Here is a 25,664-nt window from a genome sequence, read left to right on the forward strand (position 1 = left end):
AAGTTAATCTTAGCTTCATTTTTTATTTATATCAAAATCAATATTAATAAATTATTAACATTATGTTAAAAAAATATTAATAAGTAAATGTTTAAATTGATAAAATTATAAAAATGATATTTAATCTCAATATGCTATTTACTATGATAAACAAATGTGATACTATAATTGAGTAATTAATTGATATTAATTTTCATTTAATGTTAATTATTATTTACAAGCATTCTAAGGAGGAATAATGAGTACATATATTAGTAAAGAAAATAAACCAAGGTTAAGTAGTGGTAAGAAGTTTTTATTAATGCTTGCTGCTATGGGGCCTGGGATTACCGTTATGTTAGCGGATACAGACGCGGGTTCTATAATAACAGCTGCTCAATCAGGAGCGGAATGGGGATATAAATTAATTTTACTTCAACTTATATTAATACCTATATTGTATATAGTTCAAGAACTTACAACTAGAATAGGTATAGTTACTAGAAAAGGTCATGGAGAACTTATAGAAGAAACTTTTGGAAAAGGATGGGCATGGCTTTCAGTTTGTACACTGTTTGTGTCAACAATTGGTGCTTTAATTACTGAATTTTCAGGAATTATGGGTGTTGGTTTACTTTTTGGAGTTTCTAAGTGGATTATGGTACCTCTTGCGGTCTTAGCTTTGATACTTTTAAGTTTAACAGGAAAATATAAATTTGTTGAAAGAGTTGCTATTGTAGTTGGAGCTTTTGAACTTGTATTTATACCTGCTATGATATTTGCAAAACCAGACTATGCGTCTGTTATGATGAGTTTAGTTGGAAGTCAACCACTTAACAATTCTGGATATTGGATGTTAATTGCTGCAAATGTTGGAGCAGTTATAATGCCTTGGATGGTATTTTATCAACAAGGAGCTGTGGTTGATAAGGGATTAACAGAAAATCATCTTAAATCAAGTAGAATAGATACTATATTTGGATCAATAATAACTCAACTTATATGTTGTGTTGTAATTATAGCGGTTGCAGCAACAATAGGAATGACAAATCCTAATGCATCTCTTAACACAGTACAACAAATTAGTCAAGCTTTAACACCATTTTTAGGACCAACTGTAGGTAAAATATTATTTGCAGTAGGACTTTCAGGAGCAGCTTTAGTTGCAGCTATAGTTGTTACATTAGCATCTTCTTGGGGATTTGGAGAGATATTTAAAAAACCAGCTAGTTTAAATTACAAATGGAGTGAAGCACCTGCATTTTATATATTTTATAGTGCACTTTTGATAATAGCTGGAATTATAGTATTATCAGGAATTCCATTAGTTCCATTAACACTTGGGGTAGAAGTTTTAAATACAATTCTTCTTCCAATAGTTTTAGGATTTTTAATAGCATTAGCTTGGAAGGTATTACCTAAGAGACATGCGTTACGTTTGTGGGAAAAAATAGCTTTAATTATAATTTATATAGTTGTTTGTGGACTTGGAGTACTTACTTTATACTTAACATTTTAATTAAAAAAAAACTTATGCTAATTAGCATAAGTTTTTTTTTATTTTAGTTATAAGAAAAAACATCAAGGTTATTGATGTTTTTGTTTTAATTTATTATGTATTATTTTGTTTTAAGTTTTCGTATAACTGCTTGAAAGTCTAATTCTACTATTATTATACTAATAACCATAAGTAATGCGCCGATATATCCTTGGGTAGTAAGTCCAACTCCTGTAAATATAAGTACAAATATAGCTGAAAAAACAGGTTGAAGTGAATAAATTATTCCAGCGTGTACAGGTGAACTGTATTTTAAAGAAATTGTTTGAACCACATATGGTATAGCAGTACATAAAATACTTAATGTAATTATGACAAACCAAGATGTACCTGTTGGAGGTAGTTGTAATGCTCCAAATAATGCTGTGAATATTACAGAAAATAAAGCAGAAAAGCCTATTTGAAAAATTCCAAGTGAAAGAGCATCTACATCTTTATTTAATTTATTAGTTATAATTACTTGAAAAGATAATATAGCACAGGAAATTAAACATAATATATCTCCTAAATTAAGAGATAGTGTACCTCCTGTCATTGTTAATAAATATACACCGATAAATACAATTATTATGCTAATAATAACTTTAAGTTTTAATTTTTGTTTAAAGCATATAAAACTTATTATAGGAATAAATATTCCAGATAAACAAGTTAAAAAACTAGCATCATCTGTTGAGGTGTATTTAAGTCCTAGTACCATAAATACAAAACCTACAAATAGCAGACCGCCTAAAATTGCACTAGATTTCATCAATTTTTTGCTAATTGTTGTCTTTAATTTTTTAAAGAATATAGCAGCTAATATTATAAAAGCAATCGAAAATCTTAAAGCAATTAAATCAAAAGTTCCTAATCCACCAAGGCCTATTTTCATAAGTAAATAAGATGATCCCCAGAAGATAGTTATTATTAAAAGCGATGTATCTGCTTTTAATGACGTTTTCATAAATATACTGTCTCCTTTCTTAGTTGCTTATTACCATAAAGAATATACCATACTTTTTTAGAGCTTTCAATTAATCTTTTTTAGCTATATATAAAATGTTTAATTACAATAAAATAATTATAATTTAAGAGGAAAAAATTAGACTTTTGAAGTGTAATTTGTAAATTAACATACTAAGAATTAATATTTGAAAAATTAAAGAAAGCTATATAAAATAATTAATAAAATTTTATTAATTAACCTTTATATAGCTTACCTTAACTTAATTAAAAATAATTAATATAGTTAAATATATGGCAAAATAATATCTAATTATTTTCAAAGCTTTTGCAGTTAGCTTGTGTATACAACTGAACCTCAGTATCTGAACTAACGTCAATAGAACCTAATGAGCAAAGTGATTGAGAATTAAATTTACATGTTTCCACGGAACATACAATACAATCACAAGGTGAAGAACCTTCTGCTGAAGAATTTGAGCATGCTGAATTTGTTAAATCACTATAAAGATGCTTATCTAAGAATGAGCCACAGCATGTGTCATTACATTTTTTTGAACAAGTTCCACCAATATTTATTCTATCAGCATAGCAAACTTCAGATTTATTATGAGAACAGTTGCTTACAGTACATTTAATCATTTTAATCTCTCCTTTAGTTAAAATATCTATCTAGTAATCCTTTAAAAGCTCTACCGTGTCTAGCTTCATCTTTGCACATTTCGTGAACTGTATCGTGAACAGCATCAAGATTATTTTTCTTAGCTAAAGTTGCAAGTTTCTTTTTACCATCGCAAGCGCCGTATTCAGCTTCTACTCTGGCTTGAAGATTAGCCTTAGTATCTGCTTTTACAACCTCACCTAAAATTTCAGCAAATTTTGCAGCATGTTCAGCTTCTTCAAAGGCAATTCTTTTATAAGCCTCTCCAATCTCAGGATATCCTTCTCTATCAGCTTGACGGCTCATTGCAATATACATACCAACTTCAGTGCATTCACCCATAAAATTAGCTCTTAAATCATCTATGATTTCTGGAATAGAATCTTTTGCGATACCTATTCTATGTTCATCAGCCCATATAAGTTTTTCAGTTAATTCTTGAAATTTATCAGCACTAGCTTTACAAATTGGACATTCTTTTGGTGGAGCATCTCCTTCATGAATATACCCACAAATTGTACATACAAATTTTTTCATCTAAAAATACCTCCTTTAAAAATTCATTTTTATTATTTGCTAAAAAAACTATTTTATTCATCGAAGGCAAACAAATCAAAAATTATAAATTGGAATATAATAAAACAAATTTGTTGAAAATGAATATTACAGATGATATACTGATTTTACAAAATAAAGAAAAATATAAAATAGGAGGGATTAAATGAAAATAAACTGGGGAAGAAAATACAATACAATAGCTATTTATTCATTATTAGTTATTTGTTGTAGCATAGTGTTTTATTTAATAGTGTCTAAAAGTGGAATATTTATAAATAAATTTCAAGAGATAATGGCTATTTTTCAGCCTTTTATTATAGGAGGTGTAATAGCTTATCTTTTAAATTTTATTTTAAAGTTTTATGAGATTAATTTATTAGGTAGAGTTTTTGAAATTAACATAAATAAAAAGGGTAAAAGAAGTTTAGCCCTTTTATTAACATATATAACATTTTTCTTATTCATATTTCTTTTTATTAAATTTGTTATTCCACAATTGTTTGAAAGCTTATTAGGTCTTGCAAATAGCATTCCAACTTATGTAAATAATTTGTCATCTTTTTTTCAAAGTAATGTAGAAAATGCTACGTTGCAATCTGAGATTTTAAGTACAGTAACTGATAAGGTAAATATGGTAATAGATTATGTTATAAAGATTGCCACAGATATGATTCCTATTTTAGGAAATTTATTAATGAGTATTACTTCAAGCATATGGAATATAGTTTTAGGTATAATTATTTCTATATATATACTTATCGATAAAGAAAAATTTTATGCTCTTTCTAAAAAGGTAAGCTATGGGATTTTCTCTAAAAGAAGAGCTAATATGATAATTAAAATTGCAGAAAAAGTAAATGATACTTTTGGAAAATTTATAGTTGGTAAGATAACAGATTCTTTTATAATAGGTATATTAACTTTTATGATTTTAATAATCTTTAAAATGCCTTATGCACCTTTAATATCAGTAATAATAGGAATAACTAATATAATACCTTTTTTTGGACCGTTTATAGGTGCAGTTCCATCTACTATAATAATACTTTTTGTATCACCTATAAAAGCTTTATGGTTTTTAATAATAATTTTTATAATACAACAAATAGATGGAAATATAATAGGACCTAAAATATTAGGTGATTCTATAGGAATATCTCCATTTTGGATTTTATTTTCTATATTAGTTATGGGTAAATTCATGGGAATAATAGGCATGGTAATAGGAGTGCCATTATTTGCTGTTATTTATTCTATAATTAAAGAAATAGTCGAGGAGAAGTTAAGGCAAAAAGGGTTACCAGTATCTACTGAAGATTATGCGAATTAAAATTTATAATAGATATTAACTTTAGTTATAGTTGAATTTTCATAAAAACTCATGGCATAATATATTTAAAAAGATTATTGTAATAATGTTAAGTGAAAAAATAATACAGAATAGGAATTGGGAGAGATTATATATGAAAATTTCAACAAAAGGAAGGTATGGGTTAATAGCTATAATGGATATGGCTATATTTTCTAAATCAGATATAGTAACCCTAAAAAGTATATCAGAAAGACAAAATATATCAGAAAGATATTTAGAGCAAATATTTTCAGCTTTAAAAAAAGGTGGAATTGTAAAAGCTAAAAAAGGTCCTCAAGGAGGATATTATTTAGATGAAGAGTCATATGAATTTACAATATATGATATATTAAAAATATTAGAAGGAAATTTGGAAGTTGTAAATATAGAAGAAAAAACCAATGATATGGAAAGTTTTCTATGTGATAATTTGTGGGAAAATGTCAATTCTATATTTTATAAGTATTTTAATTCTATAAAATTAGAGAATTTAGTTAAGGATTATAAAGAAAAGAAAAATGAAATAATGTATTATATATAAATTAAAACTACTTTAAATTTTAAATTTAAAGTAGTTTTAATTATTTTTTAATTATTTTTAAATTACTGAATATAATTTAATGTATACAAATAATGGTATTTCCATGAATGTATTAATCAATATGGGGAGTTAGTTAATGGATAAAGGAAAATCTAGTAAAAAAAACATTGATGATGATTCAAGAAATATTTGTTGTGATTGTCCAGATGAGTGTAAGGGACCAACAGGCGAAAGAGGACCAACAGGACCTAAAGGACCTACTGGGGCGAGAGGTTTAAGAGGTTTAAAAGGAGACAGAGGAGAAAAAGGCTCTCAAGGATTAAGGGGACCAACAGGGCCAACTGGGTGTAGAGGAATTAGAGGAGAAAAGGGAGATAGAGGAGAAAGGGGTGTTCAAGGAATCCAAGGGCCAAGAGGACTTAAAGGTCCAACTGGTTGTAGAGGTACAACAGGACCTAAAGGGGTAACTGGAGTAACTGGACAAAGAGGAGCAACAGGGGTAGTTGGTCCAACTGGAGCGACAGGGGCAATAGGACCAACAGGACCAACGGGAATAGGAGTAACGGGACCAACAGGAGCGATAGGACCAACAGGACCAGCAAGTGGAATAACAGGAGCAACAGGACCTAGGGGAGCAACTGGAGTAATAGGTCCAACTGGAGCAACTGGTGCTACTGGACTAAGAGGTGCTACTGGACCAACAGGAATAGGAGTTACAGGTCCAACAGGAGCGATAGGACCAACAGGACCAGCAAGTGGAATAACAGGAGCAACAGGACCTAGGGGAGAAACAGGAATAACAGGACCAACTGGAGTAACAGGGGCAGTAGGTCCAACAGGCGCAACAGGAATACAAGGTGTGACTGGAGTGACAGGACCAACAGGTGCAACAGGAATACAAGGTGCAACAGGAGCAACAGGACCTAGAGGAGAAGCGGGAATAACAGGTCCAACCGGAGTAACAGGAGAGATAGGTCCAACAGGTGTAACGGGAATACAAGGTGCAACAGGACCTAGGGGAGAAACAGGAATAGCAGGACCAACGGGAGTAACAGGAGCAGTAGGTCCAACTGGGCCAACAGGATTAGGTATAATAGGGCCGATAGGACCAACAGGACCAACAGGACCAGCAAGCGGAATAACCGGAGTTACAGGTCCAATGGGAGCAACTGGACCTACTGGATTAAGAGGGGCTACTGGTCCAACAGGAATAGGAGTTACAGGTCCAACAGGTGCAACTGGTGCTTGTGAGTGTTCAAAGTCAGGATTACATTGTCAAAAATTACATTGCTCAGAATGTATAGAGCCATTAAAAACAATATTATTTAATGATGTTGCAACACCAGTTGGAGATGACATAGAAAGTGAGTATATAGAAAGTGAAAGAAAAAATATTATTAAGATATTGAATCCTGGAACTTATGCTGTGTATTGGAGTGTGTTAATTTCTAATAAGAGGTCTCGTGATATGGTCTTAACCTTTGTTGAGAATGATGATAATGATACTAACAAAATAGAACGTAGGATAGCAAACTCTGGCTTACCTGCAAATAGTGATACAAGCAGAGGCGTAATATCTGGTCAAGCATTGTTTGTAGCTAAAAAGCCTGGTATATATTCATTGATTAATGATACACCATACGCTATAACACAAGAGGCAACTAGAAATAAAGGGTATACAAAATTTTCATCAAGTATTTTGATTATAAAATTAGCTTAATTTTTAATATATAAATATATAAGAGATATGAGTAAAATTCATATCTCTTTATTTGTGATTGTTATAAATGAAAAATAAACTTTGACACATATAATAATTTAAAAAAATACACAAATAATTCGGAAAAATATCAAACAAATAATTCAATATAATAAAATAATAAATTTTAATGCAAGTTGATTGTATAAAAACTTGCAAAAAAATATAAAAAATATTGAAATTTAATAAAAAATGCAATATAATAAAAAATAAATAAGCAAAATAAAAAAGGAGTCGTGATTATATTGAAAATTCCTAGTTCTATGATGACACAACATCCGGATAATGTTGAAACATATGTATCAATACAACAAGAACCAGCAGAAGCTATTGAAGGATTATCTTCAGTTGAGAAAGGCGGACTTGGCATACAAGAAATAATGATAGATTTTGAAGGTAAATTAACACCATATCATCAAACTTCTCAAGTAGCTTTAGGACTTATAAGTAATGGCGTTATTCCAGGAAAAGATGTAAGAATAACTCCTAGAATACCTAACTCTAATAAAGAATCTATATTTAGGCAGCTTATGAGCATTATGTCAATTGTAGAAACTAATAGTCAGGCATATGGTCTTACAAAGACTCAAGCTATTTCAGAGGTTGTAGTTCCAATGATTGAAAGTGGTGAAGAGATAGCTGAATTTCAAGAAAGAGTAAATTCTGTGATAGAGATGGGAAATAAAAATTATCCCGTTCAATTTAAAAAGAATAGTGTTAGAATAATTCCTTTAGTTGAAGATGTACCATCATTAGTTAATATTGATAAAATATTAAATGATTTTTATTGTATTCAAAAAGAAAAAGGTGATGATATAAAATCCTTAAGAATTATGATAGCAAGATCTGATACCGCTATGTCTTATGGATTAATATCTGGTGTTTTATCAGTTATCATGGCTGTTGATAAAGCATATAAATGGGGAGAAAAAGTAGGTGTATCAATAAATCCTATATTGGGTTGTGGATCGCTTCCATTTAGAGGTCATTTTAATGGGGAAAACATAGATAAAATGATAGATACTTATAGTGGAATAAAAACTTTTACTTTTCAATCAGCATTAAGATATGATTACGGAGCAGAAAAAACGAGATTAGCTGCTAAAGAATTAGATGAAAAAATTCATTTATCAATTCATAAAAATCTATCAGAGGAAGACATTAATTTATTAAAAGAATTTATTGGAATATGTTCAAAACATTATTTAACAACATTTTTAAAGATTATAAATACTGTATCCTTTGTTTCAGATTTTATTCCTAAAAATAGAGATAGACTTACAAAAGCAAAAACAGGTTTAGAATATAATAGAGAAGTTGCAAATTTAGATAACATAGCTAATCTTGTTAAAGATGAAAAACTTAAAAAAGAAATATTATCAATAGATAATTCAAAAGATTATGCTGTTCCAAGAGCGATTTCTTTTACTGGTGCAATGTATACTTTAGGTATGCCGCCTGAAATATTAGGAATGGGAAGGGCTTTAAAAGAAATAAAAGAAAAATATGGGCAAGAGGGAATTGACAAGCTTTTAGATGTGTACCCTATGCTTACAGAGGATTTAAAGTTTGCGGCTAAATTTGCAAATGTTGGAGTGTCCAAAAAAATAATAGATGAAATTGCAAGGCAAGAGTATAAAGAAGATATGATTCTTGTAAATGAGATATTAAACCTAGGCATAGATTATAAATATCTTGAAGAAAATGATTTTTATCACACACTATTAAAAACAACTCGTCCTATAATAATGCATCTTATGGGACTTGAACAAGATGTCATATCTAGCAAGACAGAAGAGCTTAAAATTCTTAATGAATGGATTGTTAGAATGGGGAAAGTTCGTGGAAGTATAGGATAAAAAGATATGAATAATAACACCTTTGTTAATTGATATTTAATTAATATTGATTAATGAAGGTGTTTTTATTAGCATATAATTATTAAGAGAAATCTAGTATTAGAACTATTCACAATTTATACAAAAACCATGCATTGTTGCGATAAATTTTGGATTGATATCATTTAAACGTTTTTTAAAAGCATCAAGTTTCTCTTTATTAGGAATATTTTGTAACCCAATATTATTAATCTCTGTTTTCCATAAACTATCAATAACTTTTCCAGCAGCATCTCCAAAGCTTAACATTAAATCGCTACTAAAAAATATATTACGTTTTTCTTCATAAAATACAAGACCATTTTGTAAGTGTACTTCTGAAGGATAATCAATGCATTTAATAGAGAAATTGTTGCCTTTAATTATATCACCATGTTCTTTAGAAATTACTCTACATTTATATCCAAATCCAGGTAATTCTCGTGCACCGATTTGAGAACATACTATAATTGCATCTGGGAATTCTTTTACAAACACTACTAAGCCACCACATTCATCTGATTCAATGTGTGGTATTAAAATATATTTTAATCTTTTATCACCTAATATTTTTTTTATTTCAGGTAATATTAGCTCAGCTTGTTGATATGTGCCAGTACATATTAAAACAGGGTCTTCAGTTAAAAGTAAATATTGATGAATAGTAAAATTCATAAAAGAAAGATTTTGTGTGAATTGATATAAATCATTATATATTTTCATTATTTTTCTCCTTTAGCTAAAATAATTTTTGTGTTAAAATTTATACAACATTTGTTGCAAATATAGAATAATACTTTTTCATTTATGTTTCAATGAAAAATCATCAATTGCAACATAAATAGGGAGTGTGTTGCATTATGTCAAAAAAACAATTAACAAAAGAATATATTATTCAAAGCTTATTTATTCTTATGAAAACTAAGGATTATTCTGATATTACAATTCAAGATATAACCAATAAAGCAGGAGTCAATCGTTCTACGTATTACCGTAATTTTAGTTGTAAGGAGAATATTATAGAAACTTTTTTCAATAAAATTATGGATGATTATTTAGAAGAATATAAATGTATGAAAAATAACTCTATTAAAACTTATTTATATACTTTATTTAAACATTTTTATAATTATAAAAGTGAACTTTTATTAATAGATAAAAATAATTTAACTTACATATTTTTAAATGTATTGAACAACTATTTTAATAAAATATATAATTTGGCTGAAACGAATTTGGAAATGCTATATGAATTATATTATCATATTGGAGGAATTTACAGTAATTATAAGTTATGGTTTTCTCGCGGGATGAAGGAAACTCCTGAAAAATTAGCTGATATTGTTTATTCAACAATTAAAAAAGAATTATCACCTTATTTATTAGAAAGTAATAAATAATTTATAAAGAAATATAATAATGTAAAAACAATTTAACTTTAAACTAATAAATGAATAAAGTATGTATAATAACACCTAAGTTAATTAACATTTAATTTTATTAACTTAGGTGTTTTTGTTAAGATAAGTTATTAGGTGAATAAAGGCAATGTTTTTTTATAAAACCAAATGAAAAAGTTTTGAGTAATTTTTCATATTCAGATTTTGAAAAATTATTTCCTTTATACAAAACATCACAAATATTTCCAGAATCCACTAATTTGTATTTTGTATCAACAAATCCATTTTTAAAATAAAATTTTTGTTCCATAACCTTTTGAACGAATGCTTGTATCGATTGCTAAATACAATATAAAAGTTATGTTATTATTATGAATTAAATAGCTACATCCACAAAATATATTGAAATTATCTATTGATTTTAGCTTATCAAAATTTATTATATATTTTATTAGTATAATTAGGGTATTTTTTTAAAGTTATTTATGATTATATGTGTATTTATTAATTTTAAATTATAAATATGTTAATTAAAAAAATTTTCATTAATCAACTTAAATGAGCAAAATAAGTGATTTATCCTATGTATTTTCAAAAACAAAAAGAATAGAATAATATCATAATATTTATAAAAGTTCAACAAAGGAGATAATTTATGAACATAAAACAAATTAGAAATGCTACATTAATAATTGAATATGCAGGTAAAAAATTTTTAATAGATCCAGTATTTGCTGATAAGGGAACTTACCCACCTTTTCCCAATTCACTTAGACAAGATAAAAATAATCCGTTAGTTGATTTACCAATTACTATAAAAGAACTTATAGATGTAGATGCTATAATTGTTACACATACTCATTTAGATCATATCGATGACGTTGCAAAAGAAAGTTTGCCAAAAGACATAAAAATATTTGTTCAAAACAAAGACGATTATAATGAAATGAGAGAATGTGGATTTAATAATATTGAAATATTAAATAAAAATACACAATTTCATAATATAAAGTTAATAAAAACATTAGGTCAGCATGGAAGGGGAAAGATATTAGAATTTGCCGGAAACGTTTGTGGAGTGATTTTTAAAAATGACAATGAAAAAACTTTATATTTAGCGGGTGATACTGTTTGGTATGAAGAAGTTGAAAAAACTCTTAGTATACATAGACCCGAAGTAATTATTATAAATGGTGGAGATAATCAATTTTTCGATAGTGGCTCATTAATCATGGGAAAAAATGATATATATGAAGTTCATAAGTGTTTACCTAATTCAAAGCTTTTAATTACACATATGGAAGCTGTAAATCATTGGACTTTATCAAGAAAAGAATTAAGAGAATTTACTAAAGAGAAAGGATTTTCAAATAAAGTTTTAATTCCAAAAGATGGTGAAAATTATGAACTTTAATTTTAAATTTACTAAGTAATGGTATGTACTTAAACAAAGAAAAAAGAATTTAAATTTAGTTCTTATTGGGATAGCTTCTAATATTATAAACAATGAAATACTGTAATGATAAAAATCATTACAGTATTTCATTAATAATTAGTGTAACTTTATAATTTACAAATTGATTTAATTTTACTACAAATTCGTCTAATTCTTTATTTGATGAAAATTTACATTCAAGAATATAGCATCCATCTCCACTAATTTTATAGTGGTGTATTATAAAGTTTTTTTGAGTTGATATAAATTTCATGTAAGTATTATGATTTTGTAAATTTGTATGGGTGACTGTAATTAGTGCATGTATAGGGTAACCTAATTTTTCATTATTTAATTTAATAGTATAGCCTTCTATTAACCCTTTATCTTCTAATTTAGCAACTCTAATAGATGTTGCTTGTCCAGTCATATGTATTTTCTCGCCCAATTCTTTCATTGTTATTCTACTATTTTTGCTTAATTCATTTAAAATATTTTTGTCTATTTTATCCAACACATCAAATCTCCATTCAATTTAAATTATATAGTTTAATTGTTTATCCCCATAGTTATCCATTGACTATTAACATATCCTTTATAAGGCACACTACTTATAGTAACAATAACTTCATCATAATTTGTACCATCAACATTTTGTTTAAGTACTTCTATTTGTCTTCCATGACCTAAATATTGTCCACCAGGTATTATTTCGCTATTAGAATCTGGTTTATAATATAAATTTGCGTTATTAGAATTTATAGTTGCATTAGGGTTATATGTTTTATTAGAAACAATATTTTTTGATGGAGTATTTACATCATTATTATCAGTATCGCTATTGCTTATGTTACTTACAGTAGTTGTTTGTTGTGTGCTTGAAATACTATTAGTTGATGCGCTATCAGTGGTATTTTGAGTATTATTAACTGAGAATATGTTGTAGGCAGCAAATCCAATTATTAATCCAACGAAAAATAAAATTACTGCAGATATTAATGCACAAATTATTAATTTAATTTTTTTATTCATTTTATTTGCTCCTTTATAGATTAAGTGTTAGTTTAGTTATCAAAAAATATATCATAATTATATTTATTTCTTCTTTAATAAATATTTTATCTTAAATGCTACTCGAATCAAATATGTATATATTGGATTTATTAGATTTACAGATACTTATATAAATTATACTACACTATGCTTTAGTATTCGTTGACTGCGAAAAATTTTATTTGTATAAAAATATAAAAAATGAAAATAATATGAAATGGAGGTAGGTATGAATAAAGTAAATTGTAAAATAAGATGTGCCGTTATGGATTTAGATAATGAAATAAAAATTTTTTTAAATGACAATTATTTAAATAGTGATACATATAGTTTTTTTATAAATAATAAAGAAATAGAAAATTTTAGTATGGATGTACTAGAAGATAGAAAAACCATTATAATAAAAGACATTCCAAATATAATTGCTAGTGATATATTAGAGATTAAGATTAATGATAAATATTATAAGGTTATACTTAGGAATTTTTTAAATAAATTTTATTATGATAAAGATGACTTAGGCGTTACATTTGATAAAAACAGGATAAGAATAAAAATATGGGCACCTACAGCATACAGGATTCAAATCTGTCTTTATAATTATTATAATGAACATATAGATAGACCTTGTGAAGTATATGAAATGTCTTTTAATAGTGATAGCGGAGTTTATGATGTGGAGTTGAATAAAATAAATAAAAATAGATATTATTTATTTAAACTCTATTTTAAATATAGAAATGATAAAGAAATGGACTTAAAGGTGAAATATGCTATTGATCCATACGCTAAGGCAGTTAGTGTTAATGGTGAAAAGGGGGTTTTATTAGACATTAATGATAAAGAATTAAAACCTAAATATTGGGAAAATGATAAAAGACCTTTTATTGAAAATATGGAAGATACAATTTTATATGAGATGCATATAAGAGATTTTACTATAGATGAGAATAGTGGAGTTTCTCAAAGAATAAGAGGTAAATTTTTAGGAGCAGTTCAAGAAGGAACTTTTTATATAGATAAACAGAGTAAAAAAAAATGTAAAACAGGAATAGATCATTTAAAAGAACTTGGAATAACTCATGCACATATAATGCCATGTTTTGATTTTGATTCAGTAGATGAAAAAAAGATAAATGATAAAAGCAACAGAAATTGGGGGTATGATCCTAAAAATTATAACGTTCCAGAGGGAAGCTATGCTACAAATCCATATAAACCTAATGTGAGAATTATAGAATTTAGGGAAATGATTAAAAGATTTCATGCAAATGGTATAAGAGTGGTTATGGATGTTGTTTATAATCATATGGCAAGCACAGAAAATTTAGAAAATATAGTCCCTTATTATTACTTTAGAACTAATGATTTTTGCGACTTAACAAATGGATCAGGGTGTGGAAATGAGCTTGCGACAGAAAGACCTATGGTTAGAAAATTTATTGTAGATTCTATAATTCATTGGGTAAAAAATTATAATATAGATGGTTTTAGATTCGATTTAATGGAACTTATAGACAAAGAAACAATTGATGAAATAGTTTTAAAGGTTAAAGAAATAGACAAGAATATTATAATATATGGAGAACCGTGGAAGGCTGATTATTCCCCTCTTAAAAATGGAACTTATAAAGGAAGTCAAAAGGGAAAAGATTTTTCAATATTTAATGATGCTTTTAGAGATGCTATAAGAGGGGATAATTCTCCATCATGGGGATATATAAATTGTGATGCACATAATAGAGATAAGGCTTGGAGCGTTATAGAGGGTTTAAAAGGTTCTATATATACAATTACAAAATTACCAAGGGAATCTATTAATTATGTGTCAGCTCATGATAATTATACATTATGGGATCAAATAGAAAAATCAATGGATTGTAATATAGAAAATGGACGGTATCAAAATATAAAAGATAAAAATATTTTTGAAAATTACAAAGTTCGTCAGTTGGTGTTAGGAGTTGGAATTATTTTAACAGCTCAAGGCATTCCATTTTTGCATAGTGGGGTAGAGTTTTTAAGGAGTAAACAAGGAGATCATAATAGCTATAGGAGTTTAGATAATATAAATAAAATAAATTGGGCAGATAAAATTAAATATTATGAAGTGTTTAGTTTTATAAAAGGTCTTATAAAAATTAGAAAGGGACATAAGGCTTTTAGAAAAAGTTCAGATTTGGATATTAGAAATAATCAAAATATATTTTTTATTAATAATGATGAAAATAGCGGAGTTATAATATCTCATTTATACAATAATTCAGATGATAAATGGAAAAATATATTAGTTATATATAACGCAACTTCAATAGACGATTATGATGTCAATTATAAGATACCTAAAAGTCATAGTGGAAAATGGAATATAGTAGTAAATAATAAATATGCAGAAGAAAATATAATAGATACTGTGGATGAAAATAATATTCCTAAAATTAAATCTCATTCAATGTTAATGCTGTTTGAATAAATTGTAAATAATATAAGAACTCCCATATATAATGGGAGTAAAATTTTAGATGAATTTAAAATTACTTTAATCATTATCATTTCTATAGATTTCCAATCTTAAAATGTTTTTTTCGAAAGAAATATTACATTTATCAATCATCATTCCTACTAAAGAAATTTGAGAGCCAGTTTCATTCTCTCCTATTAAATTCCAATAGTATTCTTCTATTTCATGTTGTCTTGGAACGCATAAAGAATCTTTTAAAATATTGAAATTCTTATCTTTTAAATTAGAGATATTACCAGTAAGCAAAAAGTGTGAAGTATTATTATTAATGGATAAATCTATATGAATGTCTGTGCAACCTATATTTAAAAAAAATGCAACTAGTTCATTCATAATTCTTAAGTTTTTTTCTGTTTTAAATTTCATAACTTTAGTTACTCCTTTTTAAAAATTGTTATAATTGGAATTATTATCATAGCAACAAAACCACAAGATAAGCCGTTATTATATAAATTAAGACCACCATGTAAATAAACAAGATTTGTAACTAGCATTATATGAAGAAATCCAGAGATTATTCCCCATAAAGGACCAAACATTCCAGCAATAGGTGCAAGACCTGTGGAGAGTAAAACAGAAATTATTATACTAGGATTTGTAATTGGCTTTGAGTATACAAATGAACCTAATATAGCACCTAAAATAATTGGCCACACATTTTTAAAATGCTTCCCGAAAAAACCAAATCCTATTATAGTAAATATACTTCCAATTGTTGGACCATTAAAATCAGCACCAAGAATTAAAAGTAAAATAGTAGATAATAATGATAAAATTCCAACATTTAAATAAGTTGATTCTTTATACATTATGAAAAAATCGCTAACTAAAATACCACTTTGTTTATTTATAAGTTTTAGCTTTTGTACGGGATTATCTCCATAAATAAATGCAAGAGCTATAAAATATATAGATACTATGAACATAAAAATAACCAAAATAGTATCATTTCCAGTATACCAATATAGAGTGTTTTCAAATTCTAAGCCTTTTGCTCTTAAAAAAGACATTAGAAACATAGCTATAAGACCGCCTGCAAAACCTATATTATAAAGATTGTAACCTTTATGAGCCCTCATACAATGAGATGAGATTGGTGGCAATATAAATCCCATAAAAACTGAAATTAAAAAACCAAGAGTTGTTGATATAAAGGGATTGAGGTTTGAAATATATCTAATTTGATTTATAGTTGGTGATAAAGTAGTTGCAAGAAGTGTAACTAAAGTATAATTTAAAAACGGTTCTTTTTGGTATTTAGAATAAAGAAAAACTCCAAACATTATAGGCCAAATATTTATTATATTTTTTCCAAAAAAAGAAAAACCACTAATAAGCCATAGAGACATTAAAGTTGCTCCATTTGGTTTTATTCCATTTAGAATAAGCAAGAAAACACAAGCGCTACTTGTTATTGCAACGTTTACAAGAGTTGCTCCTATACCTCCGATCACCATGTAATCAGTTATTAAAATATCTGGAGATAATACTATATTTATCATTCCATTTAAAATATTAGTAGGTGTGTCTATTATAAATGCAAACATTATAAAGTATAAATATAATATTAAATGAAAAATATAAGGCAAAAAAAGTTTTCTTTTTATCATCAAGTAGAATATCTCCTTCTTTTTGTATATAATACCATAAATAGGATTTTTAATCAATAAATAATATTTTTAAGTACATAAACATTAGACGGATTGTTGATTGAAAATTATAATTAATTTTTGAGTTTTCAAGGGGAATTTATGAAGAATTATAATAAAAAAATACAGGAAAAGGTTCTTTTGGAAGATGATGGATGCATATTAAAATGTGATTGTAATGGGAAAATAGTAATTAAAAATTTGTGTAGATCAAATAATAAGGCGTTGTTAAAATTAAGTGATATAGTAAGTAAGTTAAATAATGTGGAAATGTCTAAAAAAGAGAGATATGTGTATGTTCGAAGCATTGAAGATTTAGGTTCTTTAGTTAATGTAGATGAAGATTTAGCTATTAGAAATATAGAAAGTTTAGAAAATAATTTAGAACAAGGATTGAAACTAAAAAGAAGGTTGCAATATGTATTTACTGTAGTTTTAGTGTTTCTTGTGTTAATTATGGGATGTTTTTTTCTAAGGAATATATTAGGGGATGTGAGTTATACTTTAATTTGTAGTAGTTTAGGAGGAATTTTAGCAATTCTCTATAAACAGGATACTGTAAATATAGATTATACTGTAGCAATTTATGCAATAATTTTAGAAGCTTTAAAGAGAGTTGTTATAACTATAGTTGTTGGTGTTATTGGATTTGTAGCGATAAAGGCGGATATAGTATTTCCGAATTTGGATAATATTGTGAATAAATATACCTTAGATTTAGTTATAATAATATGTGGATATAGCATAAATTTTATTCCTAATATTTTAGATAAAATGTTAGAAAATAATAATTCTAAAAATAATAAATAAGAAGTGTTTAGATCAAAATATAATACAATATTTTGATCTTTTTTTATAAAATAAAAAAAGATATTGAAAAAATTATTGTATTATTGTATTATTGCATTAATATAATTTATATATAAATACAATAAGGAGGTGTAAAAGTGGATTGGAATATAGATAATAATAAGCCGATTTATATTCAGCTTGTAGATAAGTTAAAATCGAAAATTATTTCAGGAGAGATACCTCCAGGGGCAAAACTTGAATCTGTAAGGAATCTAGCAGAAGATGCAGAGGTTAATCCAAATACTATGCAAAAAGCATTAGTTGCACTTGAGCGAGAAGAGTTAGTATATAGTAAAAGGACTAGCGGAAGATTTGTAACTGATAATGAGGAGAGAATAAAAAGAATGAGGGAAGAGGTTGCTAATAGAGAAATAGAAAATTTAAAGCTTATATTAAAGGAGTTAGGATATAGCGAAGAGGAAATTGTAAATCTTATAATAAATAATATAAAAGGGGAAATATAGATGGAAAGTATTGTAGAGTTTAAAGATGTTTATAAAGGTTATGGAAAAAAACAAGTGTTAAATGGTATAAATTTAAATATACCAAAAGGAAAAATAGTAGGGCTTTTAGGACCCAATGGAAGTGGAAAATCTACTATGATAAAACTTATGAATGGACTTTTAAGTAAAGATAGTGGAATAATTTTAATAAATGGATTAAAGCCATCAAAGGAAACTAAAAAAATAGTATCATATCTTCCAGAGAGGACGTATCTTAATGATTGGATGAAGGTTAAAGATATATTAGAATTTTTTAAAGATTTTTATAGCGATTTTGATATGGAAAAAGCAGAAGAAATGTTAAAAAGCTTAAATATAGATAAAAATGAAAAATTAAAAACAATGTCTAAAGGTACAAAAGAAAAAGTACAATTAATTTTAGTTATGTCAAGAAAAGCAGAACTTTATATATTAGATGAACCAATAGGTGGGGTAGACCCAGCAGCTAGAAGTTATATATTAAAAACAATTATGACTAATTATTTAGAAGATAGTACGCTTTTGATTGCAACACATTTAATTAGTGAAATTGAGAATATATGTGATGAAGTGATATTTATATCTAATGGAAACATAGTTCTTCAAGGTAATGTTGATGAAATTAGAGAAGAAAAAGGAAAATCTATAGATGCGTTATTTAGGGAGGAATTTAAATGTTAGGGAAGTTGATGAAATACGAACTAAAAGCATGTGGAAGAATATTTATTCCATTATATGTAGCTATTTTGGTTGTGGCAGCAATAATTGGAGTATTTTCAAATACAGAAAGCTTTCAAGTAGCTTCAATATTAATTTTTATACTTATGGCACTTTTTATAGGATTAATGGTAGTAACAATTGTTCTTATAATACAAAGATTTAAAAAGAGTTTGTTAGAGGATGAAGGATACTTAATGTTTACACTTCCAGTATCTATTAAAAACCTTATATTATCTAAATATTTAACATCTCTTATTTATATAATTTTAAGTACAATAATAGCTATATTATCGTTTGTATTTATATTATTATTTGGAGGAAATTTAGATATAAGTGCATTTTTAAACCATGAATTTTGGAGTGTTATAAATCAAGGATTATCACAAAAAGATATCATTTTTCCTGTTGTTATTATGATAATAAGTGGATTCTTGGTTTATACAATATTTATATTTAATGTTTATATATCTTTATCAATAGGTCATTTACCTAAATTTAATAAAAATAGAACTTTATTTGGAATTATAACATTTTTTATAATAAATATTATAATAGGAATTGTTCAAAGTGTTATTCAAGTAATATTTATAAGTAATGCTTATAAAATTCAGGATATATATTCACTTTTATCAGCATTTAATTTATATGAAGTTGTAAATATTATAGTAAGTATAGTGATAATATTAATTCTTTTTGTAGGAACTAGTTGGATTTTAAATAAAAAATTAAATTTAGAATAAGCAAAAAAAAGGTCTGAAATTTCAGATCTTTTTTATTATAAGTAGTATTTACAAAAAATTAAAATATTTTAATGATATTAATTATCATTTTCATTTACAAATAGTAATCATTATGATATTATAAGAATATATTAAATAACAAATAAAACATAAATGAGAGGAGAGTTTTAATAATGAGTAAGATAAATATAATATATTGGAGTGGTACAGGAAATACGGAAGCTATGGCAAATCATATATATAATGCTTGTAATAAAGAGAATTCCAAAATATTAAGTGTTGATAAAGCAACAGTTAAAGATGCGGAAGAAGCTGATGTTTTATTCTTAGGCTGTGCAGCTATGGGGGATGAAGTTTTAGAAGAGTCTGAGATGGAACCTTTTATGGAAAGTATTGAAGGATCTATAAAAGGAAAGAAAATAGCTTTATTTGGTTCTTATGGCTGGGGTGATGGCCAATGGATGAAAGATTGGGAAGAGAGAATAACAAAATGTGGTGGAGTTTTAGTTGAAGATAGTATAATATCAAACGGAGAGCCAACTGACGAAGAAATAGAAAAATTATCAAATTTAGGAAGCAAATACTCAGTATAATATTTTAAATTTAAGAAATAATAAATGTGTCGTTAATAACCTTAAAAATAGTAAATCGTACAAGCAAAAACATTCTACAGTTTTGTAGAATGTTTTTTATTTTTTATATAGTCAATAATTAATAAAATTTGCAATAATATTTTAATATTTATCACATATTTATAAAAAAATAGAATTAATGTATAATATAATAAAATGGATGATTAGTGAAAATAATAAAAACTTTGTAAAACAATAGCGAAAAACAATTATTTATTGAAATTAAAAATAAATTATAAGAAAGTAAGGGGTATTATATTGATTATTTTTTGGAACTTAACAATTTTATTGCAATTAATGGTAATAGGTATAGGATTAATCTTAATGAAACTTTATAGTTCTATTGATTATAAAATAGTGATAACTACTGGAATATTAATGCAATTTTCGATTTCTACTGGATTTATTTTAACGTTTTTATTTTAAAAATTGAAATTTTACTTTTCTTGTTTTTATAAATAATTTTACTTATTATTTAAACATGGCTTTTTATATTTTATAATATATAGTAATTAGTGATTAGGATTATTATATGAAAATCTAATATGTAATAATAGTTATAAAAAATTTTAAATATTTATAGGAGAAAACAAACATATGAGAAATATAAAAATGACAATTGAGTATGATGGTACAAGATATAAAGGATGGCAAAAACAAAATATAAAGGGCACTTCAATAAATACGATACAAGATAAATTAGAAATATTACTAGAAAAAATGACAGGTGAAAAAATTCAACTCATTGGTTGTGGCAGAACAGATTCAGGTGTTCATGCTAAAAATTATATAGCTAATTTTAAAACGAATACTATCTTATCAATAGAGGAGATGATGCAATATTGTAAAAAGTATTTGCCAGAGGATATTGTTATAAGAGATATGAAAAATGCAAGCGAGAGATTTCATGCAAGGCTTAATATTTTATCTAAAACCTATATTTATACAATAGATAATAATGAGTATCAAGATGTATTTGTGAGAAAATTTGCATGGCATATTGAGAAAAAACTTGACATTAAGAAAATGAGAGAAGCATCAAAGTTTCTTTTAGGTACTCATGATTTTCAAAGTTTTACAAGTCTTAAAGCTAAGAATGGAAAATCAACTGTAAGAAAAATAAATTATATAAATATAGAAGAGAAAGATAATTTGATTAAGATTGAATTTAATGGAAATGGGTTTTTGTTAAATATGGTAAGAATACTTACAGGAACTCTTGTAAAGGTTGGAATGGGGGAAATTGAACCTAGTGATGTTTTAGTTATATTAAATGCTAAAAAAAGAGCTGAAGCTGGAGAAAAAGCTCCAGCGAAGGGGTTATGTATGTGGTGTGTAAATTATTAAGATTACAAAATCATAGCGTTTAAAATGTTTATAAAATTTTAATTTTACTTTAATTAGTTATTTAGTATAAAATTTATAGTTAAGGGGGAGTAATAACATGGATTTATATAAGGTTTTAAAAATTAAAAAAGCTACGACAAATAAGAAGATAAAAAAGGATTATAAAAATGCTCTTACAAAGTTCGATGATGAAATTTTAGGTGATGATGTTAGATATCGTGCATTGCCTAAAAAAGATTTTTATAAAAGGGCTAAAGAGATGATAAAGAGAGAGTATAATAGTTTAGATTCTAAAATACAAGATGTTATATATTTGTCAGAAGAAGATGATGAATATAATTTAGTTGGAAATGCTATAAGAAATTATGCTGATTTAGATGAAGATGAAGAGGTATTTTACTGTTTTGATAATACAGTTTTTAAATCAGCAAAAGATGGAATGATACTTACAAATAAAGCAATACATTGTCAAAATAAAAGAGAACATCCTTGGAGAATAAATTTAGATGATATAGAAAATATAGAATTTAAAGAAAGACATTGGGCACCAAGGATATATATAAATGATAAAAAGATAGACTGTACTGCCTTAGATAAAGATAGTAAAAAGTTTATGGTATTTTTAGAAAAGTGTATAAATTATATAAAAGATATTAAAGAGAATTAACTTATACTAATATAATTATTAATTTTTAAGCACCTAAAATTTGTGGGTGCTTTTATTTTTAAGTTAAATAGTTCATTGAATTAGCAAGGGATATATAAGATGTTGATGGAAGGTTGGATATTGCTCCTCCCATGAAATAGTTATTTTTGGTAAAGGTTAACCATTCACGAAGTCTTCTAGTATATATTTCTTTAGGAATTAAAAAATTTGCAAAAGTATTGCTCCAAGAAGGATTAGATGCTAGTTTGCATGATATATCTCCTAGATAGGCTGGAATATTATATGCAAAATCGTATAGAGCAACTTTTTGATAGTCTGTTAAAGTATCTAACTTTAAATATTTTGAGATAGTATTATTCCAAACAGGAATGTTTTGTTTTAAATAATTTATGAGATATTCAAAAGCATAAATTTTTGAGATTGGTGTATTTGGAAAGTTTATTTTGGTGTAATAACTTCCATAACCTATAGAGTTTCCATATATTCCAGTACCATAATAATAAGGAGATGAACTAAAACCTTCATTACAGGCTATATACAAAGCTGTCTGTTCAATTAATGGTATGTTAGAGGTATTAAATGAATTAAAATTGAAAGTACCATAGTCTAGGGAAATAAAAGCTGTTTCTATGGGATTGTTAGGTAAATTAGTGTTATTAAATAAAATGCAAGCGTAATTTCCTGTTTGGAAAAGATAATTAAAACTTTCAGTCGATTCAATAGAATAGATTTGAGTTTTATTTATGTTAAATAAAGCGCGATAATTACAGTTTGTATTAAAAGTTGTATGATTATTTCTGATTATTATACTATTATTAGTTAAATTATCTAAGGGAATATATCCTATAATATATGTATTATTGAATGAATCAGGAAATTCTATTAAAACTACTTTTTCATCAGGATAAATTTCTAATATAGTAATTTCATCACCAAGAGATGTGTAAGTGTTAGGAATTGATATGTTATTAATATCCACAATGTTTATGTTACCTAAAAAGTTAATAGCGTTAGTTGGATAAGTTGGATTTTTACCAACAGATGTACCAGAAGCTAAATAGTACGGAATATTTGTTTGAATAATATTAAGGTTTCCAGAACATAAAGGAACATATCCAGATTGCAATTTATTATTAAAATCTTTATATATAATGCAAGCATAAGCGTCAGTGCTATATAAATAAGTTGAGGTTTCATTTAAAGATAGAGTGTTACTAGACAAATCACCATTGAATAAGAGGACTTCTTGATTGTTTACAGAATTAATCCATGAATTGTCAAATCTTAATTTTAAAAGATTAAAATCGCTAATTTTTATGTATCCTTGAACATAACAGTTTTTATCATTATAAGGAAATTGTATAAGTGCTAAATTAGTTTCAGAAGAAATACCAAGAATTGTAATACAATCGCCTAAAGATGTGTAATTGTTAGGAAGAGCTTGTCCTTTTGAATTATAAAGTTGGATTAAGCTACCTGTAACTTTAGCATTCCACTGATAGAGAGGTTGTATTCCAATTGATTCTCCTGCTACAAGATTAAAATTAATTTTTGTATTAATTGACATGATAAATCACTCCTAAATATTTAATTTTTTAATTTTTGGAAATTTATTATTAAATAGATTTGAAATAAAAATTAGACTTGCTTTTAAAGAAACTTTAGAAATAAGTTTCTTAGAACAATTGTTATTATATATCAATTAAAAAAAATGTCAACATGCTGTAAGAAGTGTTACAAAATATTTTAGTTGAAAGTTGCTCAGAAAAGTAATATATAATACATTATATTAAATGCTATGTTTTAAACAGCAGATACTAATAAAAAGTTTTTATGTAAAATTAGTATTGTATTAAAACATAGCTAAATTTAAAAATATTATTAAAATTATAATTAATTATAAATATTATTTAATTGTTACACAATAAGAGCAGTTAAATGTTTTTTCAGGTTCTAAAGATAGAATTCCTTCTTTTTTAGAAAAATCATCTTTAAAATCTTCAAAATCTGCATGACCAAACCAAGGTTCTATACATACAAAAGGAGCACCTGTTGACTTTGACCATAATGCAAGGTATGGAAAATCTGCAAAATTAAATTCTAAAGCTTTATTATTATTTTTAGATTTTAATGTTATTTTATTAGAATTTAGATTGCTAAAAATTAAAGCATCATATTTGAAAAGTTCTTTTGAAAGATTTATTTTATTTTCATCATTTAAAAAAGCTTTTTTCTCCCTTTTAGCATAGCCATCTTTGTTTAATGGCATTATAGATGCTGTTTCATTTTCATTAAATTCAAAATAATAATCATTTAATGATTCATCCTTAGAAAATGGACACATAAATGCAGGGTGTGCTCCAATAGAAAAATACATATTTTCTTCATTAGTATTTTTAACAATATATTCAGTAGTTATGCTGCTATCATTTAAAGTATATTTTATGATTAATGAAAATTTATAAGGATAGACTTTAAGTGTTTCTGATGATGATTTAAGTTCAAATGAAATAGTATTACTTGTCTTTTCTAAAACATTAAAATTAGAAACCCTAGCTAGACCATGTTGTGGAAGATTATAGAAAGAACCATTTACTCTGTATTCACCATTTAAAACTTTACCTACGATAGGAAAAAGAATGGGAGCGTGATATTTCCAATAAGATTCATCACCATTCCATAAAAATTCTGTGTTATATTTTTTACTAAAGATACTTTGAAGTTCTCCGCCTAATTCTCTAAATTTTAATTTAAGATTATCGTTTTCTAAATAATATGTCATAATAAAATCCCTTCTATTAAATAATATAGTTTTTATATAATAATTATAACACAATAGAAAAATGTAAAATAAAGTATTTTAATTAGGATTGAGATAAAATAGAAGATATTATATAGAATAAAACATAGAGCAATCAAAGTAAGAAGAGAGTGACG

The 25,664-nt window shown here is 26.4% G+C and carries 27 protein-coding genes; 16 read left to right on the forward strand and 11 right to left on the reverse strand.

From position 1 onward, the window contains the following. Positions 1 to 238 precede the first annotated feature (238 nt). Positions 239 to 1,498, forward strand: coding sequence for an NRAMP family divalent metal transporter (locus tag HH195_RS04285; RefSeq protein ID WP_058993277.1), 1,260 nt, complete (start codon positions 239 to 241; stop codon positions 1,496 to 1,498). A 100-nt stretch (positions 1,499 to 1,598) separates the two neighbouring features. Here HH195_RS04285 and HH195_RS04290 read toward each other — a convergent pair whose 3' ends face one another. The 3 genes from HH195_RS04290 to HH195_RS04300 all read right to left on the reverse strand — a co-directional run bounded on the left by HH195_RS04290 (position 1,599) and on the right by HH195_RS04300 (position 3,680). Then, positions 1,599 to 2,483 carry a DMT family transporter gene (locus tag HH195_RS04290; RefSeq protein ID WP_055257723.1) on the reverse strand — a complete coding sequence of 295 codons (885 nt, stop codon included), beginning with the start codon at positions 2,481 to 2,483 and terminating at the stop codon, positions 1,599 to 1,601. Positions 2,484 to 2,791: 308 nt separating this feature from the next. Beyond that, the gene (locus HH195_RS04295; RefSeq protein WP_371811681.1) at positions 2,792 to 3,124 is read right to left on the reverse strand and encodes a DUF1540 domain-containing protein; all 333 of its coding nucleotides are present in this window, start codon (positions 3,122 to 3,124) and stop codon (positions 2,792 to 2,794) included. 13 nt (positions 3,125 to 3,137) lie between these two features. Continuing rightward, positions 3,138 to 3,680: an NADH peroxidase gene (locus HH195_RS04300; protein ID WP_055257718.1), complete on the reverse strand. Its 543-nt coding sequence runs from the start codon at positions 3,678 to 3,680 to the stop codon at positions 3,138 to 3,140. Between the two features lie 184 nt (positions 3,681 to 3,864). Here HH195_RS04300 and HH195_RS04305 point away from each other — a divergent pair, with 184 nt between their 5' ends. From HH195_RS04305 to ppcA, 4 genes are all read left to right on the forward strand, one after another. Beyond that, positions 3,865 to 5,031 (forward strand): AI-2E family transporter, encoded by a 1,167-nt coding sequence (locus HH195_RS04305; RefSeq protein WP_055257716.1) that lies wholly within the window; start codon positions 3,865 to 3,867, stop codon positions 5,029 to 5,031. A gap of 133 nt (positions 5,032 to 5,164) precedes the next feature. Beyond that, positions 5,165 to 5,593 (forward strand): RrF2 family transcriptional regulator, encoded by a 429-nt coding sequence (locus HH195_RS04310; protein ID WP_055257714.1) that lies wholly within the window; start codon positions 5,165 to 5,167, stop codon positions 5,591 to 5,593. A 136-nt stretch (positions 5,594 to 5,729) separates the two neighbouring features. Beyond that, a complete protein-coding gene (locus HH195_RS04315; protein ID WP_196371701.1) occupies positions 5,730 to 7,313 on the forward strand; it encodes a collagen-like domain-containing protein in 1,584 nt (527 codons plus the stop codon). Positions 7,314 to 7,597: 284 nt separating this feature from the next. After that, complete coding sequence (gene ppcA, locus HH195_RS04320) at positions 7,598 to 9,211, forward strand: phosphoenolpyruvate carboxylase (RefSeq protein ID WP_196371702.1); 1,614 nt, start codon at positions 7,598 to 7,600, stop codon at positions 9,209 to 9,211. 105 nt (positions 9,212 to 9,316) lie between these two features. Here ppcA and HH195_RS04325 read toward each other — a convergent pair whose 3' ends face one another. Further along, positions 9,317 to 9,952 carry an oxygen-binding di-iron domain-containing protein gene (locus HH195_RS04325; RefSeq protein WP_243278542.1) on the reverse strand — a complete coding sequence of 212 codons (636 nt, stop codon included), beginning with the start codon at positions 9,950 to 9,952 and terminating at the stop codon, positions 9,317 to 9,319. A gap of 137 nt (positions 9,953 to 10,089) precedes the next feature. Here HH195_RS04325 and HH195_RS04330 point away from each other — a divergent pair, with 137 nt between their 5' ends. Beyond that, entirely contained in the window at positions 10,090 to 10,629 is a 540-nt protein-coding gene (locus tag HH195_RS04330) for a TetR/AcrR family transcriptional regulator (RefSeq protein WP_196371703.1), read from the forward strand. 118 nt (positions 10,630 to 10,747) lie between these two features. Here the strand turns inward: HH195_RS04330 and HH195_RS04335 are convergent, their stop codons facing one another. Continuing rightward, positions 10,748 to 10,939: a hypothetical protein gene (locus tag HH195_RS04335; protein ID WP_196371704.1), complete on the reverse strand. Its 192-nt coding sequence runs from the start codon at positions 10,937 to 10,939 to the stop codon at positions 10,748 to 10,750. A 345-nt stretch (positions 10,940 to 11,284) separates the two neighbouring features. Between HH195_RS04335 and HH195_RS04340 the strand changes: the two genes are divergently transcribed. Continuing rightward, entirely contained in the window at positions 11,285 to 12,043 is a 759-nt protein-coding gene (locus tag HH195_RS04340) for an MBL fold metallo-hydrolase (protein WP_196371705.1), read from the forward strand. Between the two features lie 118 nt (positions 12,044 to 12,161). On the opposite strand, the gene HH195_RS04345 is transcribed toward HH195_RS04340, so the two are convergent. Beyond that, positions 12,162 to 12,581 (reverse strand): Lrp/AsnC family transcriptional regulator, encoded by a 420-nt coding sequence (locus HH195_RS04345; protein ID WP_196371706.1) that lies wholly within the window; start codon positions 12,579 to 12,581, stop codon positions 12,162 to 12,164. Positions 12,582 to 12,613: 32 nt separating this feature from the next. Then, complete coding sequence (locus HH195_RS04350; protein ID WP_196371707.1) at positions 12,614 to 13,096, reverse strand: hypothetical protein; 483 nt, start codon at positions 13,094 to 13,096, stop codon at positions 12,614 to 12,616. A gap of 250 nt (positions 13,097 to 13,346) precedes the next feature. Between HH195_RS04350 and pulA the strand changes: the two genes are divergently transcribed. Continuing rightward, on the forward strand, positions 13,347 to 15,590 hold the full coding sequence (gene pulA / locus HH195_RS04355; RefSeq protein WP_196371708.1) for a type I pullulanase: 2,244 nt from the start codon (positions 13,347 to 13,349) through the stop codon (positions 15,588 to 15,590). Positions 15,591 to 15,656: 66 nt separating this feature from the next. Here pulA and HH195_RS04360 read toward each other — a convergent pair whose 3' ends face one another. Beyond that, positions 15,657 to 16,004, reverse strand: a complete 348-nt coding sequence (locus tag HH195_RS04360; RefSeq protein ID WP_196371709.1) for a hypothetical protein — start codon at positions 16,002 to 16,004, stop codon at positions 15,657 to 15,659. Between the two features lie 8 nt (positions 16,005 to 16,012). Beyond that, on the reverse strand, positions 16,013 to 17,248 hold the full coding sequence (locus HH195_RS04365) for a DUF1576 domain-containing protein (protein WP_196371897.1): 1,236 nt from the start codon (positions 17,246 to 17,248) through the stop codon (positions 16,013 to 16,015). 141 nt (positions 17,249 to 17,389) lie between these two features. On the opposite strand from HH195_RS04365, the gene HH195_RS04370 reads away from it, so the two are divergent. The 8 genes from HH195_RS04370 (at position 17,390) to HH195_RS04405 (ending at position 22,727) form a co-directional block, all read left to right on the forward strand. Then, on the forward strand, positions 17,390 to 18,097 hold the full coding sequence (locus tag HH195_RS04370; RefSeq protein WP_196371710.1) for a hypothetical protein: 708 nt from the start codon (positions 17,390 to 17,392) through the stop codon (positions 18,095 to 18,097). 137 nt (positions 18,098 to 18,234) lie between these two features. Continuing rightward, the gene (locus HH195_RS04375; RefSeq protein ID WP_196371711.1) at positions 18,235 to 18,603 is read left to right on the forward strand and encodes a GntR family transcriptional regulator; all 369 of its coding nucleotides are present in this window, start codon (positions 18,235 to 18,237) and stop codon (positions 18,601 to 18,603) included. After that, positions 18,604 to 19,302 (forward strand): ABC transporter ATP-binding protein, encoded by a 699-nt coding sequence (locus tag HH195_RS04380; RefSeq protein ID WP_055257686.1) that lies wholly within the window; start codon positions 18,604 to 18,606, stop codon positions 19,300 to 19,302. Beyond that, positions 19,296 to 20,081 (forward strand): ABC transporter permease, encoded by a 786-nt coding sequence (locus tag HH195_RS04385; RefSeq protein WP_196371712.1) that lies wholly within the window; start codon positions 19,296 to 19,298, stop codon positions 20,079 to 20,081. Before HH195_RS04380 ends, HH195_RS04385 begins: the two co-directional genes overlap by 7 nt. A 173-nt stretch (positions 20,082 to 20,254) precedes the next feature. Continuing rightward, positions 20,255 to 20,674 carry a flavodoxin gene (locus tag HH195_RS04390; RefSeq protein ID WP_196371713.1) on the forward strand — a complete coding sequence of 140 codons (420 nt, stop codon included), beginning with the start codon at positions 20,255 to 20,257 and terminating at the stop codon, positions 20,672 to 20,674. A 297-nt stretch (positions 20,675 to 20,971) separates the two neighbouring features. Then, positions 20,972 to 21,139, forward strand: coding sequence for a hypothetical protein (locus tag HH195_RS04395; RefSeq protein WP_196371714.1), 168 nt, complete (start codon positions 20,972 to 20,974; stop codon positions 21,137 to 21,139). Positions 21,140 to 21,310: 171 nt separating this feature from the next. After that, on the forward strand, positions 21,311 to 22,060 hold the full coding sequence (gene truA / locus HH195_RS04400; protein WP_196371715.1) for a tRNA pseudouridine(38-40) synthase TruA: 750 nt from the start codon (positions 21,311 to 21,313) through the stop codon (positions 22,058 to 22,060). 97 nt (positions 22,061 to 22,157) lie between these two features. Continuing rightward, positions 22,158 to 22,727: a hypothetical protein gene (locus HH195_RS04405; protein WP_196371716.1), complete on the forward strand. Its 570-nt coding sequence runs from the start codon at positions 22,158 to 22,160 to the stop codon at positions 22,725 to 22,727. A 58-nt stretch (positions 22,728 to 22,785) separates the two neighbouring features. On the opposite strand, the gene HH195_RS04410 is transcribed toward HH195_RS04405, so the two are convergent. Both HH195_RS04410 and HH195_RS04415 read right to left on the reverse strand, forming a co-directional pair. Next, a complete protein-coding gene (locus HH195_RS04410; protein WP_196371717.1) occupies positions 22,786 to 24,294 on the reverse strand; it encodes a glycoside hydrolase family protein in 1,509 nt (502 codons plus the stop codon). A gap of 339 nt (positions 24,295 to 24,633) precedes the next feature. Further along, positions 24,634 to 25,509 (reverse strand): aldose 1-epimerase family protein, encoded by an 876-nt coding sequence (locus HH195_RS04415; protein WP_196371718.1) that lies wholly within the window; start codon positions 25,507 to 25,509, stop codon positions 24,634 to 24,636. Positions 25,510 to 25,664: the final 155 nt, after the last annotated feature.

This window comes from Candidatus Sarcina troglodytae, from assembly GCF_015708635.1.
Taxonomy (GTDB): domain Bacteria; phylum Bacillota; class Clostridia; order Clostridiales; family Clostridiaceae; genus Sarcina; species Sarcina ventriculi.